Here is a 17,814-nt window from a genome sequence, read left to right on the forward strand (position 1 = left end):
TGGACGGAACAGGACGGAAAGGGACGGCATGCCCGGACGTATCGAGGACTACGCCCTGATCGGTGACCTGCAGACCGCGGCCCTGGTGGGCCGGGACGGCTCCATCGACTGGCTCTGCCTCCCCCGCTTCGACTCCCCCACCTGCTTCGCGGCGCTGCTCGGCGACGAGGACCACGGGCACTGGCGGCTGGCGCCGGTCGGCGCGACCGAGTGCACCAGCCGCTCCTACCGGGGTGACAGCCTGGTGCTGGAGACGGTCTGGGAGACCCCGACCGGCACCGTCAAGGTGATCGACTTCATGCCGCAGCGGGATGCCACCCCCGATGTGATGCGCATCGTCGAGGGCCTGTCCGGCAGCGTGCAGATGCGCGGCGAGCTGCGGCTGCGCTTCGACTACGGCCGGGTGGTGCCCTGGATGCGGCGCACCGACCACCACCGGGTGGCCGTGGCCGGGCCCGACTCGGTGTGGATGCGGGGCCACCACTCGATCCACTCCTACGGCAAGGACTTCGCCACCATCGGCGAGTTCACCGTGAAGGCCGGGGACCGGGTGCCGATAGTGCTGAGCTGGCTGCCCTCGCACCGCTCCCAGCCGCCGCGCCAGGACGCCGAGAAGTCGCTGCAGGAGACCCTGAACGCCTGGCAGGAGTGGACCTCGGTGAGCAAGTACCAGGGCCCCTACCGGGAGGCCGTGGTCCGTTCGCTGATCGTGCTGAAGGCGCTGACCTTCGAGCCCACCGGCGGGATCGTCGCCGCGGTGACCGCCTCGCTGCCGGAGCAGATCGGCGGCGAGCGCAACTGGGACTACCGGTTCTGCTGGCTGCGCGACTCCACCATGACCCTCTCCGCGCTGCTGCACGGCGGATACATGGAGGAAGCCGCGGCCTGGCGCGAGTGGCTGCTCCGGGCCATCGCCGGGGACGCCGCCGACCTGCAGACCATGTACGGGGTCGGCGGCGAGCGGCGGCTGCCGGAGTTCACCGCCGACTGGCTGCCCGGCTACGAGGGCTCGTCCCCGGTCCGCTTCGGCAACGCCGCGGTGGACCAGCTCCAGCTGGACGTCTACGGCGAGGTGATCGACACCCTGCATCTGGCGCTGGTCGCCGGGGTGCCGATGGAGCGTCATGTCTGGGGCCTGGTCAAGGTGCTGATGAGGTTCCTGGAGGCGCACTGGGGCGATCCGGACGAGGGGCTCTGGGAGGTGCGCGGCGGGCGGCGCCACTTCGTCCACTCCAAGGTGATGTGCTGGGTGGCCTTCGACCGGGCCGTGAAGATGGCCGAGGCCACCGGGCTGCCCGCGCCGCTGGCGCACTGGCGCAGGACGAGGGACGCGATCCACGCCGATGTCTGCGCCAAGGGCTACGACCCGGCGCTGGGCTCGTTCACCCAGTCCTACGGCGGCAAGGAGCTGGACGCGGCGACGCTGTTCGTGGTCAAGTCCGGCTTCCTGCCGCCGGACGACCCCCGGGTGATCGGCACCGTCGAGGCGGTGCAGCAGCAGCTGGACCACGGCGGCTTCGTCCGCCGCTACTCCACCGGCAGCGCCGAGGACACCGCGGTGGACGGCCTGGAGGGCGAGGAGGGGGCGTTCCTGGCCTGCTCGTTCTGGCTGGTGGACGCGCTGGTCGCGATCGGCCGCAAGGAGGAGGGCCGGGCGCTGTTCGAGCGGGTGGCCGCCATCTCCAACGACCTCGGGCTGATCTCCGAGGAGTGGGACCCCAAGGCCGGACGGCAGCTGGGCAACACCCCGCAGGCGTTCACCCACGTCGCCCTGGTCAACACGGCGTTCCTGCTCGACCAGAGCTGACCCTCGGCCGACCCGCGGCCCCACCACCGGAAAGGCAGGACTGATGGACCTCGGACTGGACGGACGCGTCTACGCCGTCACCGCCGCGAGCCGCGGCCTGGGCTTCGCCGCCGCGGCCGAACTGGTCGCCGACGGGGCCCGGGTGGTGCTGACCGCGCGCTCGCAGGCCTCGGTGGACCAGGCGGTGCGGCGGCTCGGCGGCCCCGAGCGGGCGTTCGGCCTGGTCGCCGACAACGCCGCCGCGGACACCGGCGAGCGGCTGGTCGAGGCGGCCAGGCAGCGCTTCGGCCGGGTCGACGGGGTGCTGGTCAGCGCCGGCGGACCGCCGGCCGGCTCGGTGCTGGACGCCACCGACGAGCAGTGGACCGGGGCGTTCGACTCGGTGTTCCTGGGCGCGATCCGGATCGCCCGGGCCTTCGCCGCGGTGCTCGGCGAGCAAGGTTCGATCGGCTTTGTGCTGTCGGGTTCGGTGCGGGAGCCGATCGGCGGCCTGGCGATCTCCAACGGGCTGCGCCCGGGCCTGGCCATGGCGGCGAAGACCCTCGCCAATGAGCTGGGCCCGCGCGGCGTCCGGGTGTTCGGGCTGCTGCCCGCCCGGGTGGACACCGAGCGGGTGCAGCACCTGGACGGACTGGCCGCCGACCCGGCGGCCGAGCGGGCCCGCGCGGAAGCGGCGATCCCGCTGCGCCGCTACGGCCGCCCGGAAGAGTTCGGCCGGGTGGCCGCGTTCCTGCTGTCCCCCGCCGCCTCGTACCTCACCGGGGTGATGGTGCCGGTGGACGGCGGGGCGCTGCACGGCATCTGACGCTGAATCAGCCCGACGGGCGTCAGCGCACCCGCTCGACCGGGCCGGGGGCCACCCGGACCCTGGCCTCGGCCGGGAGCCGGGCCAGCCCGGTGGACTCCCGGGCCCGGGCCAGCGGACCGTCCGAGAGGGCCCGGAGCACCGGGCCGGGGGCCGCCCCCGGCTCCAGCAGCAGGGCGATCCTGGCCCTGGGCCGCTTCGGCCGTCCGAGCAGCCGGACCCGGACCCGGGCGACCCCGGGGATCTGCTCGGCGTCGTCCGCGACCGCCCGGGCCAGCGCGTCCCCGCGGAGCCGGACCGGCACGTCGGCCGTATCCGGCACGGTGACCTGGCCGGTCGCGCCCCGGCGCAGCTGCGCCAGCAGCCACCACAGCGCCAGCACGGCGACCACCCCGAGGGCGGCGAAGAGCACCGGCCACCACCAGGAGTCCGCCCGCCAGCGGGTGCGGTCCGCGGCGTCGAGCACCGCGTGGTGGGGCTGCAGCACGGTCCAGTCGGCGGGCAGGCCGAGGTGCCAGCGCCGGTTCAGGTCGAGGCCGCCGGCCAGCAGCAGCGCGCCGCCGGCCAGCAGCACCAGGCCGACCAGCCCGAGCAGGGTGCGGTTCACCGCGGTACGGCTCATGACCTGCCTCCACGCTTGGCGCCCTTGATCCTGACCTTGACCAGCGGCGGCCGGACCAGTCCGAGCTGCCCGCGCTCCGCCGCCAGGTGCTCGGTCAGCGCCGCGCGGACCTCCTCGTGGTCGCCGAAGCCGACGGTGGCCAGCACCTTGGCCCGGCGGCGGCCGACCACGGCCTTGGCCTCCCGCACGCCGGGGGCCTCCAGCGCGGCCCTGCGCAGCATCGCCGCCGCCGCGCGCCGGTCCAGCGAGGCCCGCAGGCCGGTGCTGCCGGCGGCGGCGAGCGGCAGTTGGCGGCGCAGCCCCGGGGTCGCGGCGAGCAGCAGCAGCCACAGGCCCAGCGCGCAGACCAGGGCGGCCCCGGTGATCACCGGAGCCGCGTTCAGCTGACGCTGCGCCAACTGGTCGGTGATCCAGGTGCGCCAGCTGTGGGCCGAGTGGCCGCTGCGGATCCAGATCTCCTCGTAGAGCAGTGCCCCGGCCGCCGCCACCGCCAGCAGCGCCGCCAGCGCGGCGGCATTCCGCCGGGAGGACCAGAACCGGGACGGGCGGGTGCCGGGCGGGGCCTCGGCGGCGGGGTCCGCGGACCCGTCGGTCCCGGGCCCGGGGGGTGTCAGAACCGTGCTCACAGCAGCCCTTCGGTCGGGGCCGCGGCGACCAGCCGCTCCACCACCAGGATGATCTTCGGGGCCTCGGCCCCGGCCAGGTCGGCCATCCGCCGGACGATCTGCCGGTGCACCTCGCGGCTCACCGCGGCGATGTCGGCGGGGTAGGGCAGGTCGAGCCCCACCCGGATGCTGATCCCGTGCCGCCCCTGGCTGGCGGAGGCCCTCGGGGTCTCCAGCCGCTGGGTGTCGGCGGTGTGCCCGGCCAGGGCCTCGACCGCGGCGCGGGAGGCGATCCGGGCCAGCACCCGGTCGGCGATCCGGGTGCTGCCGCGGTCGGCGGGGGCGGGCAGGGTGAGCGGCGGGGCCGCGGCGGGCAGGACGCCGGACCCCATCAGCTCCGCCGGTCCCTGCTCTTGGCGGGACGGATGAAGTCGCCGAACTCCAGGTCGCCCTCCAGCAGTCGGCCGACCACAAAGCCGACCGCGCCCAGGGCCGCGACCAGCAGGAACGCGGCGAAGCCGCCGAAGTAGCCGGCGAAGCCCAGGGCCATGCCGACGACCAGTCCGATCAGCGCCGTGCTCACTGGACCCTGCTCTCGGCGGGCTCGTCGTCGTCCTGCTCGTCCGGCAGGTGGACGTCGTTGACGGCGATGTTGACCTCGACCACCTGGAGGCCGGTCATCCGCTCGACCGAACTGACCACGTTGGAGCGCACCACCGCGGCCAGCGCGGCGATCGGGACGCCGTACTCCACCACCAGCTCGATGTCGAGGGCGGCCTGCTTCTCGCCGACCTCGGCCTTGACCCCCTTGCTGACGTTGGGCTTGTTGCCCGGCACCCGCTCGCGGACGGCGCCGAAGCCGCGCGAGCCGCTGCCGAGGGCGTGGATGCCCTCCACGTCGCGGGCCGCCATTCCGGCGATCTTCTCGACCACGCCCACGGAGATGGAGGTACGGCCGCGCTCCCCGCTCGGGGGGAGCGCGGCGGAGTCGGAACCGGGCCTGGGGGCGGGCTTGGAGATGTCGGTCATCTGGGCTCCCTTGTCGGGGACTCCGGAGGCAGCGGAAGAGTCCGCCTATATCCGGTATGTCCCCCGACCCTAGGGGACCCCTCCGGCCCGCACACCGTCGCCACGGCGAACGGGTGACGCCCGCTCACCCGCCCGGCGGACAATCGGCCGCTACTCGCCTAGGCCGGCCAGGTCCCGGAGCCGGCGCAGCTGGGCGGCCCGTTCGGCGGCGCGCTGCTCCTCGTAGCTGCGCGCTCCGGCGCCCTGCAGCAGGGCCTTGGTCTCCACCAGGGCGTCGCGCGGGGCGGCCAGCAGCGCGGCGCCGAGGTCGGCGGCGGCGGCGTCCAGGTCCGCGGCCGGGACGGCGAGGTTGGCCAGGCCGATCCGGACCGACTCCTCCGCGCCGACCCAGCGTCCGGTGCCGCAGATCTCCAGCGCCCGGGCCGGGCCGACCAGCTCGACCAGCGGCTTGGTCCCGGCCAGGTCGGGGACCAGGCCGAGGGCGGTCTCACGCATCGCGAACTGCACGTCCTCGGCGCAGACCCGCAGGTCGCAGGCCAGGGCGAGCTGGAATCCGGCGCCCACCGCATGGCCCTGCACCGCGGCGATGCTGACCAGGTCAGGGCGGCGCCACCAGGTGAACGCCTCCTGGTAGCCGGAGATGACCTGGTCCCCCTGGTCGCTCGCGGCCAGTTCCAGCAGCGGCAGCTCGCCGGGGATGCCGGCGGGGGTGAACGCGGCGCGGTCGAGGCCGGCCGAGAAGGAGACGCCCTCCGCGCGCAGCAGCACCACCCGGACGGTGCCGGGCAGCGCGCGGCCGATCGCGGCGAGGGCGCGCCACAGTGCGGGCGACTGCGCGTTGCGCCGTTCGGGACGGCACAGGGTCACGGTCGCGGTGGCGCCGTCCTCGGACAGGTCGAGCCGGACACCGGTCGACTCCCAGTCGGCCGGGTCGGCACCGGGGCCGGTACGCGTGGTGTGGGCAGGGCTGGACACAGTGACCTCCGGCAGCGGACGAGAAATGAAGCTACCGAAGAGTAACCGCCAGGACGCGACGAACGGCGACCGGGATGGGAGCCCGTGGGACCGGCGCTCCCCCAGCCGCCGAAACGTCAGGGTAGGACAGGTGGTTCATAGAGGGATTGAACAGGGTCGTGCTATTCGGCCCGCAGTTGGGCCTAGGCGGTTGCCTTGGCCTTGCCGCGCGTGGCGCCACCGCGACCGCGGAGGGAAACTCCGGACTCGCTGAGCATGCGGTGGACGAAACCGTAGGAACGGCCCGTCTCCTCCGCCAACGCGCGGATGCTCGCACCGGAGTCGTACTTCTTCTTGAGCTCAGTAGCGAGCTTCTCCCGTGCGGGGCCCGTTACCCGGCTGCCCTTTTTCAGAGTCTCGGCCACCCGTGCCTCCTCGTAGCAAGTGCTCTCTCGGAATCCCATGATCACCCATGGGTGGCCTCCTGGCCACCCATTCCGCAAGGTCGATATCGGAAATCCCGGCGCGAAGTGGGGCCCCGCGCGGGCCGTCGGCGCCCGTCGAACAGCCGCACGCCCCGGCGGATTGCCGGGGCGTGAAGGGAAAATGCTGATCAGCAGCGGTGAATGGGCAATGCGGCGGATTCACCAATGAGGAGAAAACGTGTCGACTCACTCGTTCGGGCGACGCCGTGCGATATGAAATCTTCTGGTCCAGATGCATGATCGCCGACTACGACGAAGATCAGATCAGGCGAGCGAGACCAGGTCGGCGTAGCCCTCGTTCCAGAGGTCCTCGACCCCGTCCGGGAGCAGGATGATCCGCTCCGGCTCCAGCGCGTGCACCGCGCCCTCGTCGTGGGTGACCAGGACGACGGCTCCGCTGAAGGAACGCAGCGCGCCCAGGATCTCTTCCCGGCTGGCCGGGTCGAGGTTGTTGGTGGGCTCGTCGAGCAGCAGCACATTGGCGCTGGAGACCACCAGGGTGGCCAGCGCGAGCCGGGTCTTCTCACCGCCGGAGAGCACCCCGGCCGGCTTGTCCACGTCGTCGCCGGAGAACAGGAAGGAGCCGAGGATCTTGCGGATCTCGACCAGGTCGGTGTCCGGCGCGGCCGACCGCATGTTCTCCAGGATGGTCCGGTCGTTGTCCAGGGTCTCGTGCTCCTGGGCGTAGTAGCCGATCTTCAGCCCGTGGCCGGGGATGATCTGGCCGGTGTCCGGCTGCTCCACCCCGGCGAGCATCCGCAGCAGGGTGGTCTTGCCGGCGCCGTTCAGGCCGAGCACGACCACCTTGGAGCCCTTGTCGATGGCCAGGTCGACATCGGTGAAGATCTCCAGCGAGCCGTAGGACTTGGAGAGGCCCTCGGCCATCAGCGGGGTCTTGCCGCACGGCGCCGGGTCCGGGAAGCGCAGCTTGGCGACCTTGTCGCTGACCCGCACCGCCTCCAGGCCGGAGAGCAGCTTCTCGGCGCGGCGGGCCATGTTCTGCGCGGCCACGGTCTTGGTGGCCTTGGCGCGCATCTTGTCGGCCTGCGAGTTCAGCTGGGTGGCCTTCTTCTCGGCGTTGGAGCGCTCGCGCTTGCGCCGCTTCTCGTCCGCCTCGCGCTGCTGCTGGTAGAGCTTCCAGCCCATGTTGTAGACGTCGATGCAGGTGCGGTTGGCGTCCAGGTAGAACACCTTGTTGACCACGGTCTCGACCAGGGCGATGTCGTGCGAGATCACGATGAACCCGCCCTTGTACGACTTGAGATAGTCGCGCAGCCAGACGATGGAGTCGGCGTCCAGGTGGTTGGTGGGCTCGTCCAGCAGCAGGGTGTCCGAGTCCGAGAACAGGATCCGGGCCAGCTCGACCCGGCGGCGCTGGCCGCCGGAGAGGGTGTGCAGCGGCTGGGCCAGGATCCGGTCCGGCAGGCCGAGGCTGGCCGCGATGGTCGCGGCCTCGGCCTCGGCGGCGTAGCCGCCCTTGGTGAGGAACTGGGTCTCCAGCCGCGAGTACTTCTTCATGGCGTCCTCGCGGGTGGCGCCCTTGCCGTTGGCCATCCGGTCCTCGGCCTGGCGCATCTTGCGCAGCACCGAGTCCAGCTCGCGGGCGGAGAGGATCCGGTCGCTGGCGAGCACGTCGAGGTCACCGGTGCGGGGGTCCTGCGGCAGATAGCCGACCTCGCCGCTGCGGGTGATCGTTCCGCCCGCGGGGGCGCCCTCGCCTGCGAGGACCTTGGTGAGGGTGGTCTTTCCCGCACCGTTCCTGCCGACCAGGCCGATACGGTCGCCGGGGGCGACCCGGAAACTCGCCGACTCGATGAGGATGCGTGCGCCGGCGCGCAGTTCGATGGCGTTGGCGGCAATCATGGCGAAGGTACTCCCGGGACGGCGTGGCGCTGGCGCGGGCCGTCGAGCGGGGCCCTGCTTGAGGCGGAGACTGCCAGTCTAGCCGGGGTTCGGGGCTGCTCCCCCGCCATTAAGGGCCGGTGGGGTGCTGACGGGGCCGGTCAGCACAGCGGTGCGGCCGGTGCCGCGGAGCAGGATCCGGGGCCGCAGCAGCGGGACGTCGAGGACCCCCACGGTGCCCGGGTCCGCCCGGACCGGGCGGGCCGACGGGCCGGCCGGGGCCTGCCAGCGGCGGCCGTCCTGGTCGAACGCCTCCACCGTGCTGTGCTCGTCGCAGGGCCGGGGCAGCACCACCAGGCCGGCCAGGGCCAGCGCGCGGGACGGGTCGTAGGCGCAGCCGGCCGGGGGCAGGGTGTCGGCCCTGATCGAACCGTCGGCGCTGGTGTAGGCCATGACCAGCTGCGGGGTGGGCAGCAGGAACGCGGTGCCGCCGTCGAGCGGGACCAGCAGCGGGGTCCCGGCGGCCCGGGGCCGGCGCAGCCAGTCGGCCAGGCCGGGGACGAAGCGGTGCCAGCTGACCCGGGGGCCGTCCGGGGCGTCGCTGCGGATGCCGGTGAGCATGCCGTCGTCCCAGAGCGCGGCGGTGGTGCCGGCGGCCAGCGGGTAGAGCCGCAGCGGCCTGCTGCCGGGGCGGCGGTAGGACCAGGCGGTACGGCCGGTGGCGGTGTCCCGGAGCTGGACCGAGGCGTCGGGGCCGTGGATGCCGTCGCTGCCGAGCAGCAGGGCGCCGGCCGCGGCCGGGAGGTCGGCGGCCCGGACCGCGACCGCGTCGCCGAAGGGCGCGGGCCGGTGGTCGCGGGCGGCGGCGCCCAGGCCGGCGACGGCGAGGACGGCCAGGAGGGCGGCGAGCGCGGTGCGCATGATCAGACCGTAGGGCCGACCGACACCGTTCGCCGCCGCGGCTCGCGGAGGGTCAGGCCCGGGGCTGATAGATGATCAGGGCCGCGCCGAGCAGGCAGACCCCGGCGCCGCCGAGATCCCAGACCGTGGGCCGGAACCCGTCCAGCAGCGCGCCCCAGGCCAGCGACCCGGCGACGAACACCCCGCCGTAGGCGGCGAGCACCCGGCCGAAGGAGGCGTCCGGCTGCAACGAGGCGACAAAGCCGTAGGCGCCCAGCGCGAGCACCCCGAACGCCGCGTACTGCCAGCTCCGGTGCTCCCTGACGGCCTGCCAGATCAGCCAGCAGCCGCCGATCTCGGCGACCGCCGCGAGTACGAACAGGACGATCGAACGGATCACAGTCACAGCTGCACGATAGGGCGGTCCGCCGCGGAACCCGCACACCGGCCGGAGGTGTTCCGTCAGGCTGGGCGGATGCCCGACGACGATCACCTGGAGGACCGATGCCGCGCCGCCGCGTGCTGACGGTGCTGGTCCCGGTCCTGGCGCTGGCCGCCGCCTCGGTGCTGCTGCTGCGCGGCGGCGGCACCCCGGGGGACGGCGGGGCGGACCGCACCGCCGTCCCGGCGCACGCGGTGCCGTTCGGGGCGTTCCTGGGGTCGACCGAGTCCGACGCCTCGCTGGCCCAGCTGTCGGCCTGGCTGGGCGGGGCCCGGATCCAGGTCGGCCACACCTATCTGCCGGGCAACAACTGGTCCGACATCGAGGGCAGCGCCGCCCTGCTCGGGCCCTGGGCCCGCTGGCGGGACGCCGCCGCCGACCGGCTGCTGGTGATCGGGGTGCCGATGCTGCCCGACAACGAGGGCCGGCTGCCCGACGCGCAGGTCCGGGCGCTGCTCGGGCAGGGCGCGACCGGGCAGTACGACGCCCACTTCACCGCCCTGGCCCGGCGGCTGGTCGCGCTGGGCGCACCGGACGCCGTGCTCACCCTCGGCTGGGAGATGAACGGCAGCACCTACACCAGCCGCTGCGGGCCCGACCCGGAGGCCTGGAAGGAGTACTGGCGGAACATCGTGCACGCCATGCGCGCGGTCCCCGGCCAGCGCTTCCGCTTCGAGTTCGCCCCGACCAGGGGCGCCGACGCGCACCCCTGGCCGGACTGCTACCCCGGCGACGACGTCACCGACGTGATCGGGATGGACAGCTACGACCTGGCCGGATCGGACCCGGACCGCACCGCCCCCTTCAGCTCCTACGTGCACGAGCCGTACGGGCTGCTGGCGCAGGTGCGGTTCGCCGCCGAGCACCACAAGCCGGTGTCCTACCCGGAGTGGGGCATGTACAACGGCGGCGACGACCCGGCGTACGTGCGGCAGATGCTGGCCTGGGTGAGCACCCATCGCACGCTCTACCAGACCATCACCGACTACTGCCCGCACGGGGTCTGGCGCTGCGGCAGCAACCCCGGGGCGAGCGACGCCTACCGGGCCGCGCTGGCGCTGCGGCCGGTCAGTCCGACGACGCCCGCAGCTCGCGCAGCCGGCAGCGGGCGGTGACCAGCCAGGGCATCCGCTCCCGCAGCCCGCGCACCGCGTCGGCCCGGAACCGGACCGCCGCCGCGAGCACCGCGACGGCCGGTCCGCCGCCGAGCAGCAGCCGCTCGCTGCGTACCTCCTCGGGCCGCCAGCGCTGCTTGTACGGCTCGTCGCCGCGCAGCAGGCTCAGCTCGGTCCGGCCGGTCGCCACGGCGTGCGCCAGGTTCTCCCGGAACAGTATTCCGGCCAGGTCGAGCCGCTCCCGCGCCTCCGGGTGCGCCCCGTACAGGTAGAGCGCGGCCAGGGTGGGGCCGAGCAGGGTGAGGTCGCAGCCGATCAGCTCGCCGTCGAGGCGGTACTGGCGGACCACGGCGCGGTCGGCGGCGACCATCCGGCCGACCGCGCGGGAGAGGTGCCCGGCGAAGCGCGGTCGCAGGTGCTCGGGGGTGACCCCGCGTCCGCGCCACTGCAGCTCGTGCAGGGCCAGCAGTTCGCCGAGCGCCTGCGGCACGCCCTCGGCCGGGACCTCGCGGACCTCCACCCCGGCGGCGTCCAGTTTGCGCAGCTTGGCCCGGCTGCGCTGGGCGGTCCGCCCGGGCAGCCGGGCCAGCACCTCGTCCATCGGGACCCCGGGCAGATGCAGGCACAGCGAGTCGGGCAGCCGCCGGACCGCGCCCGGCCAGTACGCGGCCAGTCGCTGGGCGGCACCGGTCGGGCGCAGTTCGCGCAGGTCGAGCACCGCCCAGGGGCGGGTCAGCCGCAGCTCCCTGGCCAGCGCGCGGGCCAGCAGCGGGGCGATCTGCTCGGCGAGCCCGTCGTCCAGCAGGATGTCCAGGAAGTCGGAGAGCCCGGACCCGACCGGGACCAGCCGCGGGAACGGACCCCGGCCCCGCATCAGCGGGGCGGCGGCCACCAGCACTCCGTCCTGACGGACCGTCAGCAGCCGCAACCGGCCCGGACGGCCGTAGGAGTGCCACCAGGAGGAGAGCCAGGCGTGGCTCTGGAACGGGGTGGCCGAGGAGCAGCGGTCGACCAGGCCGTCCCAGTCGGCGGCGAGGGCGTCGAACTCCGCCGCGTCCCGGACCAGTTGGACCGTTCTGAGGCCGGTTCCGGTGCCCCTGGCGGTCTTCGGCAGGCTGAGCAGCCTGGTCGGGCTCATCGGCGCCCCTGGGCGGCGGGTCGGCGGTGGCGGCTCTCGGCGGGCGCGGCTCCGTCCGCGCCGTCCGCCTCGGCGCCGACGGGCTCCAGCTCGGGGACGGGCTCGGCGGCGGCCTCGGTCGCGGCCTCGGTCGAGCGGGGCAGCGGCAGCGCCGTACCGGCGGCGTCCGCGGCGTTCCCGGCGTTTCCGGCGTTTCCGGACAGGGACTGGCGGGCCATCGTGCCGAGGCCGCCGACCAGCAGGCCGGCCGCGGCGCCGACGGCCAGGTCCAGGGTGCGGGACGGGGAGCTGGGACGGTCCGGCAGGGCGGCGGCGGCGAAGGTCAGCAGCTTCACCCTGGTCTGCTTGGAGGCGGCGTTGCCGAAGGAGACCAGCGAGTCGGCCACCGCGTTGGCCTCCTTGGCGGAGCGCGCGGCGCTGCCCGCGCTCCCGGTGATCTGGATCATCGGGGCGTCCGGCGAGGTGACCGCCTGGACCAGCGGGGCGAGCTGCGCCACCGGGACGCCGGTGCTCGCCGCCGCGTCCAGCAGGATCTCCGGCTGGGTGATCACCCGGCCGTAGGCCTGGGCGAAGTCGACCGCGGTGGAGCTGTCGCCGGTGGTCTCCGGGACCACCATCACATAGGCGTTGGCCTGGTACTCGACCGGCGCGACCAGCGCGTACGCGCCGCCGCAGACCGCGCCCAGCGGGACGGCCGCGACCAGCGGCCAACAGCGGCGGAGGATGCTGCCTACGGCGGTGCGGCTACTGTCGGGCATGGCGGGAGTCCTTCACTCGGAGGGGTGCACTGACGGGGGCGGAAGCAGGGACGGGAGCGGCGGCGGAAGCGGCGGGACGGACGTCCGGCCGGGAGCGCTGGGCGGGCGGACGGGCCAGCGAGCCGCCGGCCAGCTCGTCGTAGAGGGTGGCCAGCTCCCCGGCGAGCCGGACGATGTCGTAGTGCCGGACCACCGGCGGCTGCGGCAGCGGGCTCAGCCGGGTGCGGCTGAGCGCCCGCAGTTCGGCGGCGTAGTCGGCCGGCTCGGAGCGGGTCCAGCAGGCCCCGGGGGCGGCCTCGGGCGGCAGCTCGGTCAGCGCGGGACCGGAGGACCAGCGCACCGGCAGGCCCGCCGCCAGCCCCTCAAGCAGGGCCAGGCCGAAGGTCTCCACCGTGGACGGGGCGCCCAGCACGTCCATGGTGGTGAGCAGGTCGGGGACGTCGTCGCGCTCGCCCGCGAACACCACCCGGTGCGCCACGCCCGCCGCCCGGGCCCGCTGCTCCAGCGCCGCGCGCTCGGTGCCGTCGCCGACCAGCAGCAGCCAGGCGGCGCGGCCCTGCTCCGGGGCCTCGGGCAGCAGCGCCAGCGCGTCGATCAGCACGTCGAAGCGCTTGCCGGGGACCAGTCGGCCGAGACCGCCGACCACCATCGCGTCCTGCGGCAGCCCGAGCCGGTCGCGCAGGTGCTGCCGGGTGGCGGCGCGGACCGGCGCGGGCTGGGAGTAGCGGGCGGCGTCCACCCCGTTGGGGATCAGCCGGACCCGGTTCGCCGGGATCCCCCAGCCGGCCAGCCGTCCGGCCACCGAGTCGGAGACCGCCACGGTGCTGCGGCCCAGCTTCTCGGTGGCCAGGTAGAGGCCGCGGACACCGGGGGTGATCCGGCGCCCCTCGATCGAGTGGTCCAGCAGCGAGTGCTCGGTGGCGATCACGGTCCGCACCCCGGCCAGCCGGGCCGCGATCCGCCCGTACACGCAGGCGCGGTAGAGGTGGCAGTGCACCACGTCGTAGCCGCCGTGCCGGATCAGTCCGCTGAGCCGGGGCAGCGCGGCCAGGTCGCGGTTGCCCTGCATCCCCAGGTCGAAGACCCTGACCCCGTCCTCGCGCAGGCCGTCGGCCACCGAGCCGGGGTTCTCCAGAGTGACCACGTCACAGTGCTGACGCTGCGGCAGGTGACGCAGCATCAGCCGTAGTTGCTGCTCCGCCCCGCCCGCGGCGAGGCCGGTGATGACATGCAGGATCCTCATCGGGCCCTCTCCTCGTCCGTCCGGCAGCGCAGGCCGCGCATCCGGTGCCTGGCCTGTTTGGCGCGCAGCCGCCAGCCGTTGTCCCGCTCGCCGACGTAGGAGCGCGGCAGCGCCCAGCGGCCGGTCAGCGGGCTGTGCGCGATGGCGGTGGCGTAGCCGTAGCCGCTCGCCCTGACCGCCTCGACCACCCGCCGGTCCAGCGCGCCGTAGGGGTAGCAGAAGCCGGTGACCCGGCGGCCGACCAGGTCCTCCAGCTGCTCGCGGCTGTCCCTGGTCTCCTGCAGCAGTTCCTGGTCCGTGAGGCTGGGCAGCGAGCGGTGCAGCAGGCCGTGCGAGCCGATCTCGACCCTGCTGCCGACCAGGCCGAGCACCTGGTCCCGGCTCAGCAGCCGCTTGCGCGGCCCCCGGTCCCAGACGTTGTGCTCCCCGAGCCGGCCGACCACGACGTACGCGGTCGCGGTGAACCCGAAGCGCTCGAGCACCGGCAGCACCTCGCGGGGCAGGTCGGCGTAGCCGTCGTCGAAGGTCAGGCCGACCAGGCCCGCGCTGCGCCCGACCGCGTGCGCCCGCAGCAGCTCGTCCAGCGCGACCCCGCGCAGGCCGCGGCTGCTCAGCCAGGCCATCTGCCGGGCGAAGCGCTCCGGCGTGACCGTGACCTGGTACGGGTCGGAGCGGTAGGCGTCGACCGAGTGGTACATCAGGATCCACGGGGCCTCGTCGGGGAAGATCTCCGGCCCGCCGTACGGCAGGTTCCGCCTGGCCCGGCCGCCGTGCGGCCGCCGGGTGAGCCTGCGCTCCCGTTGCAGTGGTTCAGCGGCCATGACGTCCCTCCCCTTGGTCCTGACGGCCGCGGGTCCGCGACCGGGCAACGAGTCGGGCCAGCGGCGCGGTCACCGCCGGCTCCCCCACCGCGGCGGCGGTGAGCACAAAAACGACCACGCCGGTCAGCCCGCCCAGCAGCACGGCGGGCAGCGGCAGCGGGCCGACCAGGGCCGCGGCGCCGTAGGCCGCGACGGTCGCGACGGACGCCGCGACCAGCAGCCGGGCCTGGCCGAGCAGCACCGGGCGCAGCCGCAGCGCCACGCCCCTGGCCCTGATCCCCACCAGCAGCAGCGCCGCGGTGAGGGTGATCCCGGCGGCGTTCGCCGCGGCCAGTCCGAGCGCGCCGTACCGGGGCGCGGTGACCACCCCGAGCACCCCGGTGACCAGCAGCCCGAGGCCCATCGCCGCCAGCGGGAACCAGTCGCTGCGGTCCCTGGTCCGAGCCGTCCCGCCGCCGAAGGCCACGGCCGGGCGGGTCGAGAAGAAGGGCCGGACCAGGGTGCCGACCATCGCCTGGCCGAGCAGCCCCAGGCTGTAGACCCGCATCACCGAGGCGGTGGCGGCGGTGTCCCGCGCGGTGAACGCACCGCGCTGGAACAGCAGCGCGACGACCTGCGGCGCGCAGGCGAGCAGCACCGCCGTTCCGGCCAGCACCACCGCGCCGACCAGGGCGAGGTCCTTCTCGACCCGCTCCCTGGCCGCGTCGAGGTCGCCCTCGGCCAGCGCCCGGGCGACCACCGGGAAGGTGACGGTGCAGACCATCACGCCCAGGGTCATCGCCATCTGGGCGACCTTCTCGGCGTAGTTGAGGTGCGAGATGGTGCCCGGCGCCAGCGAGGAGGCGAGATAGCGCTCGACGAAGACCTGGGACTGGCGCATCAGCGTGAACAGGGCGATCGGCAGCAGCGCCCAGGGGCTCACCGCGAGGGCCGCCGCGCCCCGCGCCGTCCGGCGGCGGGGCCGCAGCCCGGCGCAGTGGCGGGAGAACGGCGGCAGCAGCACCGCGGTCATCAGCACGCTGCCGAAGGCCACCCCGCCGGCCGCGGCCCGGACCCCGAGGCTGCCGTGCAGCAGCATCATCACGGCCAGGATGCCGGTGTTGTAGGCGATGTAGATGGCGCCGGGGCCGGTGAAGCGCTGGTGCGCCCGCAGCCCGGCGCTGAGGTAGCCGGTCAGGCCGAACGGGAGGATGGTCAGCGCGGTCAGCCGGGTGCAGACCACGGCCAGGCCGGGGTCGGCGAGGCCGGGCGCGAGCAGGTCGACCAGCAGCGGGGCGCCGATCAGGGTGGCGGCCGAGATCAGCGCGAGCAGGCCGGCCAGCGGGGGCAGGGTCGCGGCGACCAGGTCGGCGACCGGGTTCGCCCGGCCCCGGCCGGTGCTCCCGGTACTGCCGGTCCGCACCGTGGTCACGGTGGTTCCGGAACTCCCGGGGCTGACGGCGCTCACGGTTCCGCGCTGGGCCGCGACCACGGGCTTGGCCGCGGCACCGGGCACCGCCCCGGCGTCGGTGGCGGCGCCGGTGCCCGCGGCGATGGCCAGGCTGAAGGCCGGGACCATCAGGAACGCCATCGCGTCCTCGATCAGCACCGACGCCGCGGTCTCCGGGACCGTCCAGGAGACCAGGAAGGCGTCGGTGCCCTGGTCCGCGCCGAAGTAGCGGGCCAGCAGCAGGTCCCGGAGCAGGCCGAGCAGCGAACCGCCCGCGCTGAGCAGCGCGGTGATCCCGAAGGCACGGGCCAGGACGGAGCGTTTCCGGCGGTGCGCCGCGGCGGGGCGTGAGGCGGTGATCGTCACGGCGCGGCAGCCTCCGGTACGGGAGCCGTCGGCGCCCGCGTCCCCGGCGCCGTGAAGGCGCCGTAGCCGGCCAGGCCGAGCACCACCGACACCAGCACGGTCGTGGTGCCGCCGATGTCCGCGTAGAGGAAGTCGACCAACTGCCAGGTCAGCAGCCCGATCAGGGCGGCTCCGAGACCGGCCGCGCGGCCCCGCCCGGCCCGTTCGCGCAGCACCTGCCGCGCGGTGCCGAACAGCAGCGCGAGGAACAGCGCGGCGAAGGCGGTCAGGCCGACCAGGCCCTGTTCGCTGAGCACCAGCAGGTACATGTTGTGCGGGGAGAGCAGCGGCTCGCGGGCGAAGCCGGCCCCCGCGCCCGCCGTGTCGCTGCCGGACGAGAGCCGCAGCGGCGCGTGGGCGTCCCGGTAGTTGGGGAACTCCTTGGGGCCGACCCCGGTGACCGGGTGGTCCTGCCAGATCCTGGCCGCCGTGGTCCACAGGTCGTAGCGGTCGCTGACCGAGTGGTCCGGGGCGCCGGCGACGGTGGTGATGCTGCTCAGCCGGGCGGTCACACTGGCCCCGCCGAGGCCGAGGCCGCCGACCAGCACCACCGCGGCGGCGGTGGTGAACAGCGCCCCGCGCAGCGCCAGCCGGACGTCGGTGAGCAGCAGGGCGACCAGCACGGCCGCGCCGGTGGCGATCCAGCTGCCCCGGCTGAAGGACACCGCGAGCGGCATCACCAGCGCGCCCGCGGCCAGCGCGTAGCCGAGCGCGGCCCGGGAGCGTCCGGCGGCGCGGGCCTCCAGCGCCAGGCCGAGGGCGGCCAGCAGGCCGTAGCTGACCACGGCGGACATCGCCATCACGTCCGAGGCCCCGAAGGTGCCGACCGCGCGGACCGTGCCGCCGTCGTAGGAGGCGCCGGTGCCGGTGAGGTACTGGGCGGCCCCCACCGCGCCCTCGATCAGCGCGGCGCCGAGCAGGGCGCCGAGCACCAGGCCCAGGTCGCGCCGGTCCCGCAGGCTGAGCAGCATGGCGATCGGGACGAGTACGAAGACCTGGGTGATCCGGATGAACCCGGAGAGGCTCTCGGACGGATCCCGCGAGGCGATGGCGGCCACGGCCACACCGACCAGCACGCCGCCGAACAGCAGCGCGGCCCGGGTGGGGATCAGCCTGCCCCGCCCCCGGGCGACCGCGGTCGCGGCCCGCCAGCCGCAGAGCGCGACCAGGCCGAGCGAGGCGACGTCGGCCGGGGTGATGTGCACCGCGGCGGTGACGTCCTTGTCACCCGTCGGGACGCAGACCAGCAGCACCACCAGGGCGGCCAGCGCGCTGGGGCGGCGCAGCAGGTCGCCCAGCAGGTCGCGCGGCGCGGCCCGGCGCGACCGGGGCGGCGGCGCGGCGCGCCCCACCTGGGCCGGGCGCGCCGGCAGGGGCGTCCGTGCTGTCTGGGGCGGGTCTAGCAGGGTCACCG

General features: G+C 74.7%; 19 protein-coding genes. 3 read left to right on the top strand and 16 right to left on the bottom strand.

Going from position 1 to position 17,814, the window contains the following annotated elements; all coding sequences use genetic code 11:
- The first annotated feature begins 28 nt into the window (after positions 1-28).
- Both ACEZDG_RS30710 and ACEZDG_RS30715 read left to right on the top strand, forming a co-directional pair.
- Positions 29-1,807 carry a glycoside hydrolase family 15 protein gene (locus tag ACEZDG_RS30710; protein ID WP_380515856.1) on the top strand — a complete coding sequence of 593 codons (1,779 nt, stop codon included), beginning with the start codon at positions 29-31 and terminating at the stop codon, positions 1,805-1,807.
- 43 nt (positions 1,808-1,850) lie between these two features.
- Positions 1,851-2,612 carry an SDR family oxidoreductase gene (locus ACEZDG_RS30715; RefSeq protein WP_380515859.1) on the top strand — a complete coding sequence of 254 codons (762 nt, stop codon included), beginning with the start codon at positions 1,851-1,853 and terminating at the stop codon, positions 2,610-2,612.
- Between the two features lie 22 nt (positions 2,613-2,634).
- On the opposite strand, the gene ACEZDG_RS30720 is transcribed toward ACEZDG_RS30715, so the two are convergent.
- The 10 genes from ACEZDG_RS30720 to ACEZDG_RS30765 form a co-directional block, all read right to left on the bottom strand.
- The gene (locus ACEZDG_RS30720; RefSeq protein WP_380515862.1) at positions 2,635-3,234 is read right to left on the bottom strand and encodes an alkaline shock response membrane anchor protein AmaP; all 600 of its coding nucleotides are present in this window, start codon (positions 3,232-3,234) and stop codon (positions 2,635-2,637) included.
- A complete protein-coding gene (locus tag ACEZDG_RS30725) occupies positions 3,231-3,860 on the bottom strand; it encodes a DUF6286 domain-containing protein (protein WP_380515865.1) in 630 nt (209 codons plus the stop codon). The genes ACEZDG_RS30720 and ACEZDG_RS30725 overlap by 4 nt, the downstream gene beginning before the upstream one ends.
- Positions 3,857-4,231, bottom strand: coding sequence for a hypothetical protein (locus tag ACEZDG_RS30730; RefSeq protein WP_380515868.1), 375 nt, complete (start codon positions 4,229-4,231; stop codon positions 3,857-3,859). Before ACEZDG_RS30730 ends, ACEZDG_RS30725 begins: the two co-directional genes overlap by 4 nt.
- Complete coding sequence (locus ACEZDG_RS30735) at positions 4,231-4,422, bottom strand: hypothetical protein (protein ID WP_380515871.1); 192 nt, start codon at positions 4,420-4,422, stop codon at positions 4,231-4,233. Before ACEZDG_RS30735 ends, ACEZDG_RS30730 begins: the two co-directional genes overlap by 1 nt.
- A complete protein-coding gene (locus tag ACEZDG_RS30740; protein WP_380515874.1) occupies positions 4,419-4,868 on the bottom strand; it encodes an Asp23/Gls24 family envelope stress response protein in 450 nt (149 codons plus the stop codon). Before ACEZDG_RS30740 ends, ACEZDG_RS30735 begins: the two co-directional genes overlap by 4 nt.
- Before the next feature lie 150 nt (positions 4,869-5,018).
- A complete protein-coding gene (locus tag ACEZDG_RS30745; RefSeq protein ID WP_380515877.1) occupies positions 5,019-5,843 on the bottom strand; it encodes an enoyl-CoA hydratase/isomerase family protein in 825 nt (274 codons plus the stop codon).
- Between the two features lie 182 nt (positions 5,844-6,025).
- Positions 6,026-6,247 carry a helix-turn-helix domain-containing protein gene (locus ACEZDG_RS30750; RefSeq protein ID WP_380515879.1) on the bottom strand — a complete coding sequence of 74 codons (222 nt, stop codon included), beginning with the start codon at positions 6,245-6,247 and terminating at the stop codon, positions 6,026-6,028.
- Between the two features lie 324 nt (positions 6,248-6,571).
- Positions 6,572-8,170 carry an ABC-F family ATP-binding cassette domain-containing protein gene (locus tag ACEZDG_RS30755; RefSeq protein WP_380515882.1) on the bottom strand — a complete coding sequence of 533 codons (1,599 nt, stop codon included), beginning with the start codon at positions 8,168-8,170 and terminating at the stop codon, positions 6,572-6,574.
- Between the two features lie 78 nt (positions 8,171-8,248).
- Positions 8,249-9,070 (bottom strand): hypothetical protein, encoded by an 822-nt coding sequence (locus tag ACEZDG_RS30760; protein WP_380515884.1) that lies wholly within the window; start codon positions 9,068-9,070, stop codon positions 8,249-8,251.
- 52 nt (positions 9,071-9,122) lie between these two features.
- Positions 9,123-9,455 (bottom strand): YnfA family protein, encoded by a 333-nt coding sequence (locus ACEZDG_RS30765; RefSeq protein ID WP_380515886.1) that lies wholly within the window; start codon positions 9,453-9,455, stop codon positions 9,123-9,125.
- A 98-nt stretch (positions 9,456-9,553) separates the two neighbouring features.
- On the opposite strand from ACEZDG_RS30765, the gene ACEZDG_RS30770 reads away from it, so the two are divergent.
- Entirely contained in the window at positions 9,554-10,606 is a 1,053-nt protein-coding gene (locus ACEZDG_RS30770) for a glycoside hydrolase family 26 protein (protein WP_380515889.1), read from the top strand.
- Here the strand turns inward: ACEZDG_RS30770 and ACEZDG_RS30775 are convergent.
- Genes ACEZDG_RS30775 through ACEZDG_RS30800 form a run of 6 tightly spaced genes read right to left on the bottom strand, consistent with a single transcriptional unit; the run spans position 10,560 to position 17,812 of the window.
- Positions 10,560-11,744: a GNAT family N-acetyltransferase gene (locus tag ACEZDG_RS30775; RefSeq protein WP_380515892.1), complete on the bottom strand. Its 1,185-nt coding sequence runs from the start codon at positions 11,742-11,744 to the stop codon at positions 10,560-10,562. The genes ACEZDG_RS30770 and ACEZDG_RS30775 overlap by 47 nt on opposite strands.
- Positions 11,741-12,502: a YveK family protein gene (locus ACEZDG_RS30780; protein ID WP_380515895.1), complete on the bottom strand. Its 762-nt coding sequence runs from the start codon at positions 12,500-12,502 to the stop codon at positions 11,741-11,743. Before ACEZDG_RS30780 ends, ACEZDG_RS30775 begins: the two co-directional genes overlap by 4 nt.
- A complete protein-coding gene (locus ACEZDG_RS30785) occupies positions 12,489-13,745 on the bottom strand; it encodes a glycosyltransferase (RefSeq protein ID WP_380515898.1) in 1,257 nt (418 codons plus the stop codon). The genes ACEZDG_RS30780 and ACEZDG_RS30785 overlap by 14 nt, the downstream gene beginning before the upstream one ends.
- Complete coding sequence (locus ACEZDG_RS30790; protein ID WP_380515901.1) at positions 13,742-14,566, bottom strand: polysaccharide deacetylase family protein; 825 nt, start codon at positions 14,564-14,566, stop codon at positions 13,742-13,744. The genes ACEZDG_RS30785 and ACEZDG_RS30790 overlap by 4 nt, the downstream gene beginning before the upstream one ends.
- Complete coding sequence (gene murJ / locus ACEZDG_RS30795; protein WP_380515904.1) at positions 14,556-16,361, bottom strand: murein biosynthesis integral membrane protein MurJ; 1,806 nt, start codon at positions 16,359-16,361, stop codon at positions 14,556-14,558. The genes ACEZDG_RS30790 and murJ overlap by 11 nt, the downstream gene beginning before the upstream one ends.
- Positions 16,358-17,812 (bottom strand): O-antigen ligase family protein, encoded by a 1,455-nt coding sequence (locus ACEZDG_RS30800; protein ID WP_380515906.1) that lies wholly within the window; start codon positions 17,810-17,812, stop codon positions 16,358-16,360. The genes murJ and ACEZDG_RS30800 overlap by 4 nt, the downstream gene beginning before the upstream one ends.
- Positions 17,813-17,814: the final 2 nt, after the last annotated feature.

Source organism: Streptacidiphilus alkalitolerans, from assembly GCF_042511045.1.
GTDB lineage: Bacteria > Actinomycetota > Actinomycetes > Streptomycetales > Streptomycetaceae > Streptacidiphilus > Streptacidiphilus alkalitolerans.

Coding starts and splice junctions, on each gene's coding strand:
- ACEZDG_RS30785 (WP_380515898.1), bottom strand. CDS start 13,745: ATGAGGATCCTGCATGTCATCACCGGCCTCGCCGCGGGCGGGGCGGAG.
- ACEZDG_RS30760 (WP_380515884.1), bottom strand. CDS start 9,070: ATGCGCACCGCGCTCGCCGCCCTCCTGGCCGTCCTCGCCGTCGCCGGC.
- ACEZDG_RS30715 (WP_380515859.1), top strand. CDS start 1,851: ATGGACCTCGGACTGGACGGACGCGTCTACGCCGTCACCGCCGCGAGC.
- ACEZDG_RS30755 (WP_380515882.1), bottom strand. CDS start 8,170: ATGATTGCCGCCAACGCCATCGAACTGCGCGCCGGCGCACGCATCCTC.
- ACEZDG_RS30720 (WP_380515862.1), bottom strand. CDS start 3,234: ATGAGCCGTACCGCGGTGAACCGCACCCTGCTCGGGCTGGTCGGCCTG.
- ACEZDG_RS30790 (WP_380515901.1), bottom strand. CDS start 14,566: ATGGCCGCTGAACCACTGCAACGGGAGCGCAGGCTCACCCGGCGGCCG.
- ACEZDG_RS30740 (WP_380515874.1), bottom strand. CDS start 4,868: ATGACCGACATCTCCAAGCCCGCCCCCAGGCCCGGTTCCGACTCCGCC.
- ACEZDG_RS30710 (WP_380515856.1), top strand. CDS start 29: ATGCCCGGACGTATCGAGGACTACGCCCTGATCGGTGACCTGCAGACC.
- ACEZDG_RS30730 (WP_380515868.1), bottom strand. CDS start 4,231: ATGGGGTCCGGCGTCCTGCCCGCCGCGGCCCCGCCGCTCACCCTGCCC.
- ACEZDG_RS30780 (WP_380515895.1), bottom strand. CDS start 12,502: ATGCCCGACAGTAGCCGCACCGCCGTAGGCAGCATCCTCCGCCGCTGT.
- ACEZDG_RS30770 (WP_380515889.1), top strand. CDS start 9,554: ATGCCGCGCCGCCGCGTGCTGACGGTGCTGGTCCCGGTCCTGGCGCTG.
- ACEZDG_RS30775 (WP_380515892.1), bottom strand. CDS start 11,744: ATGAGCCCGACCAGGCTGCTCAGCCTGCCGAAGACCGCCAGGGGCACC.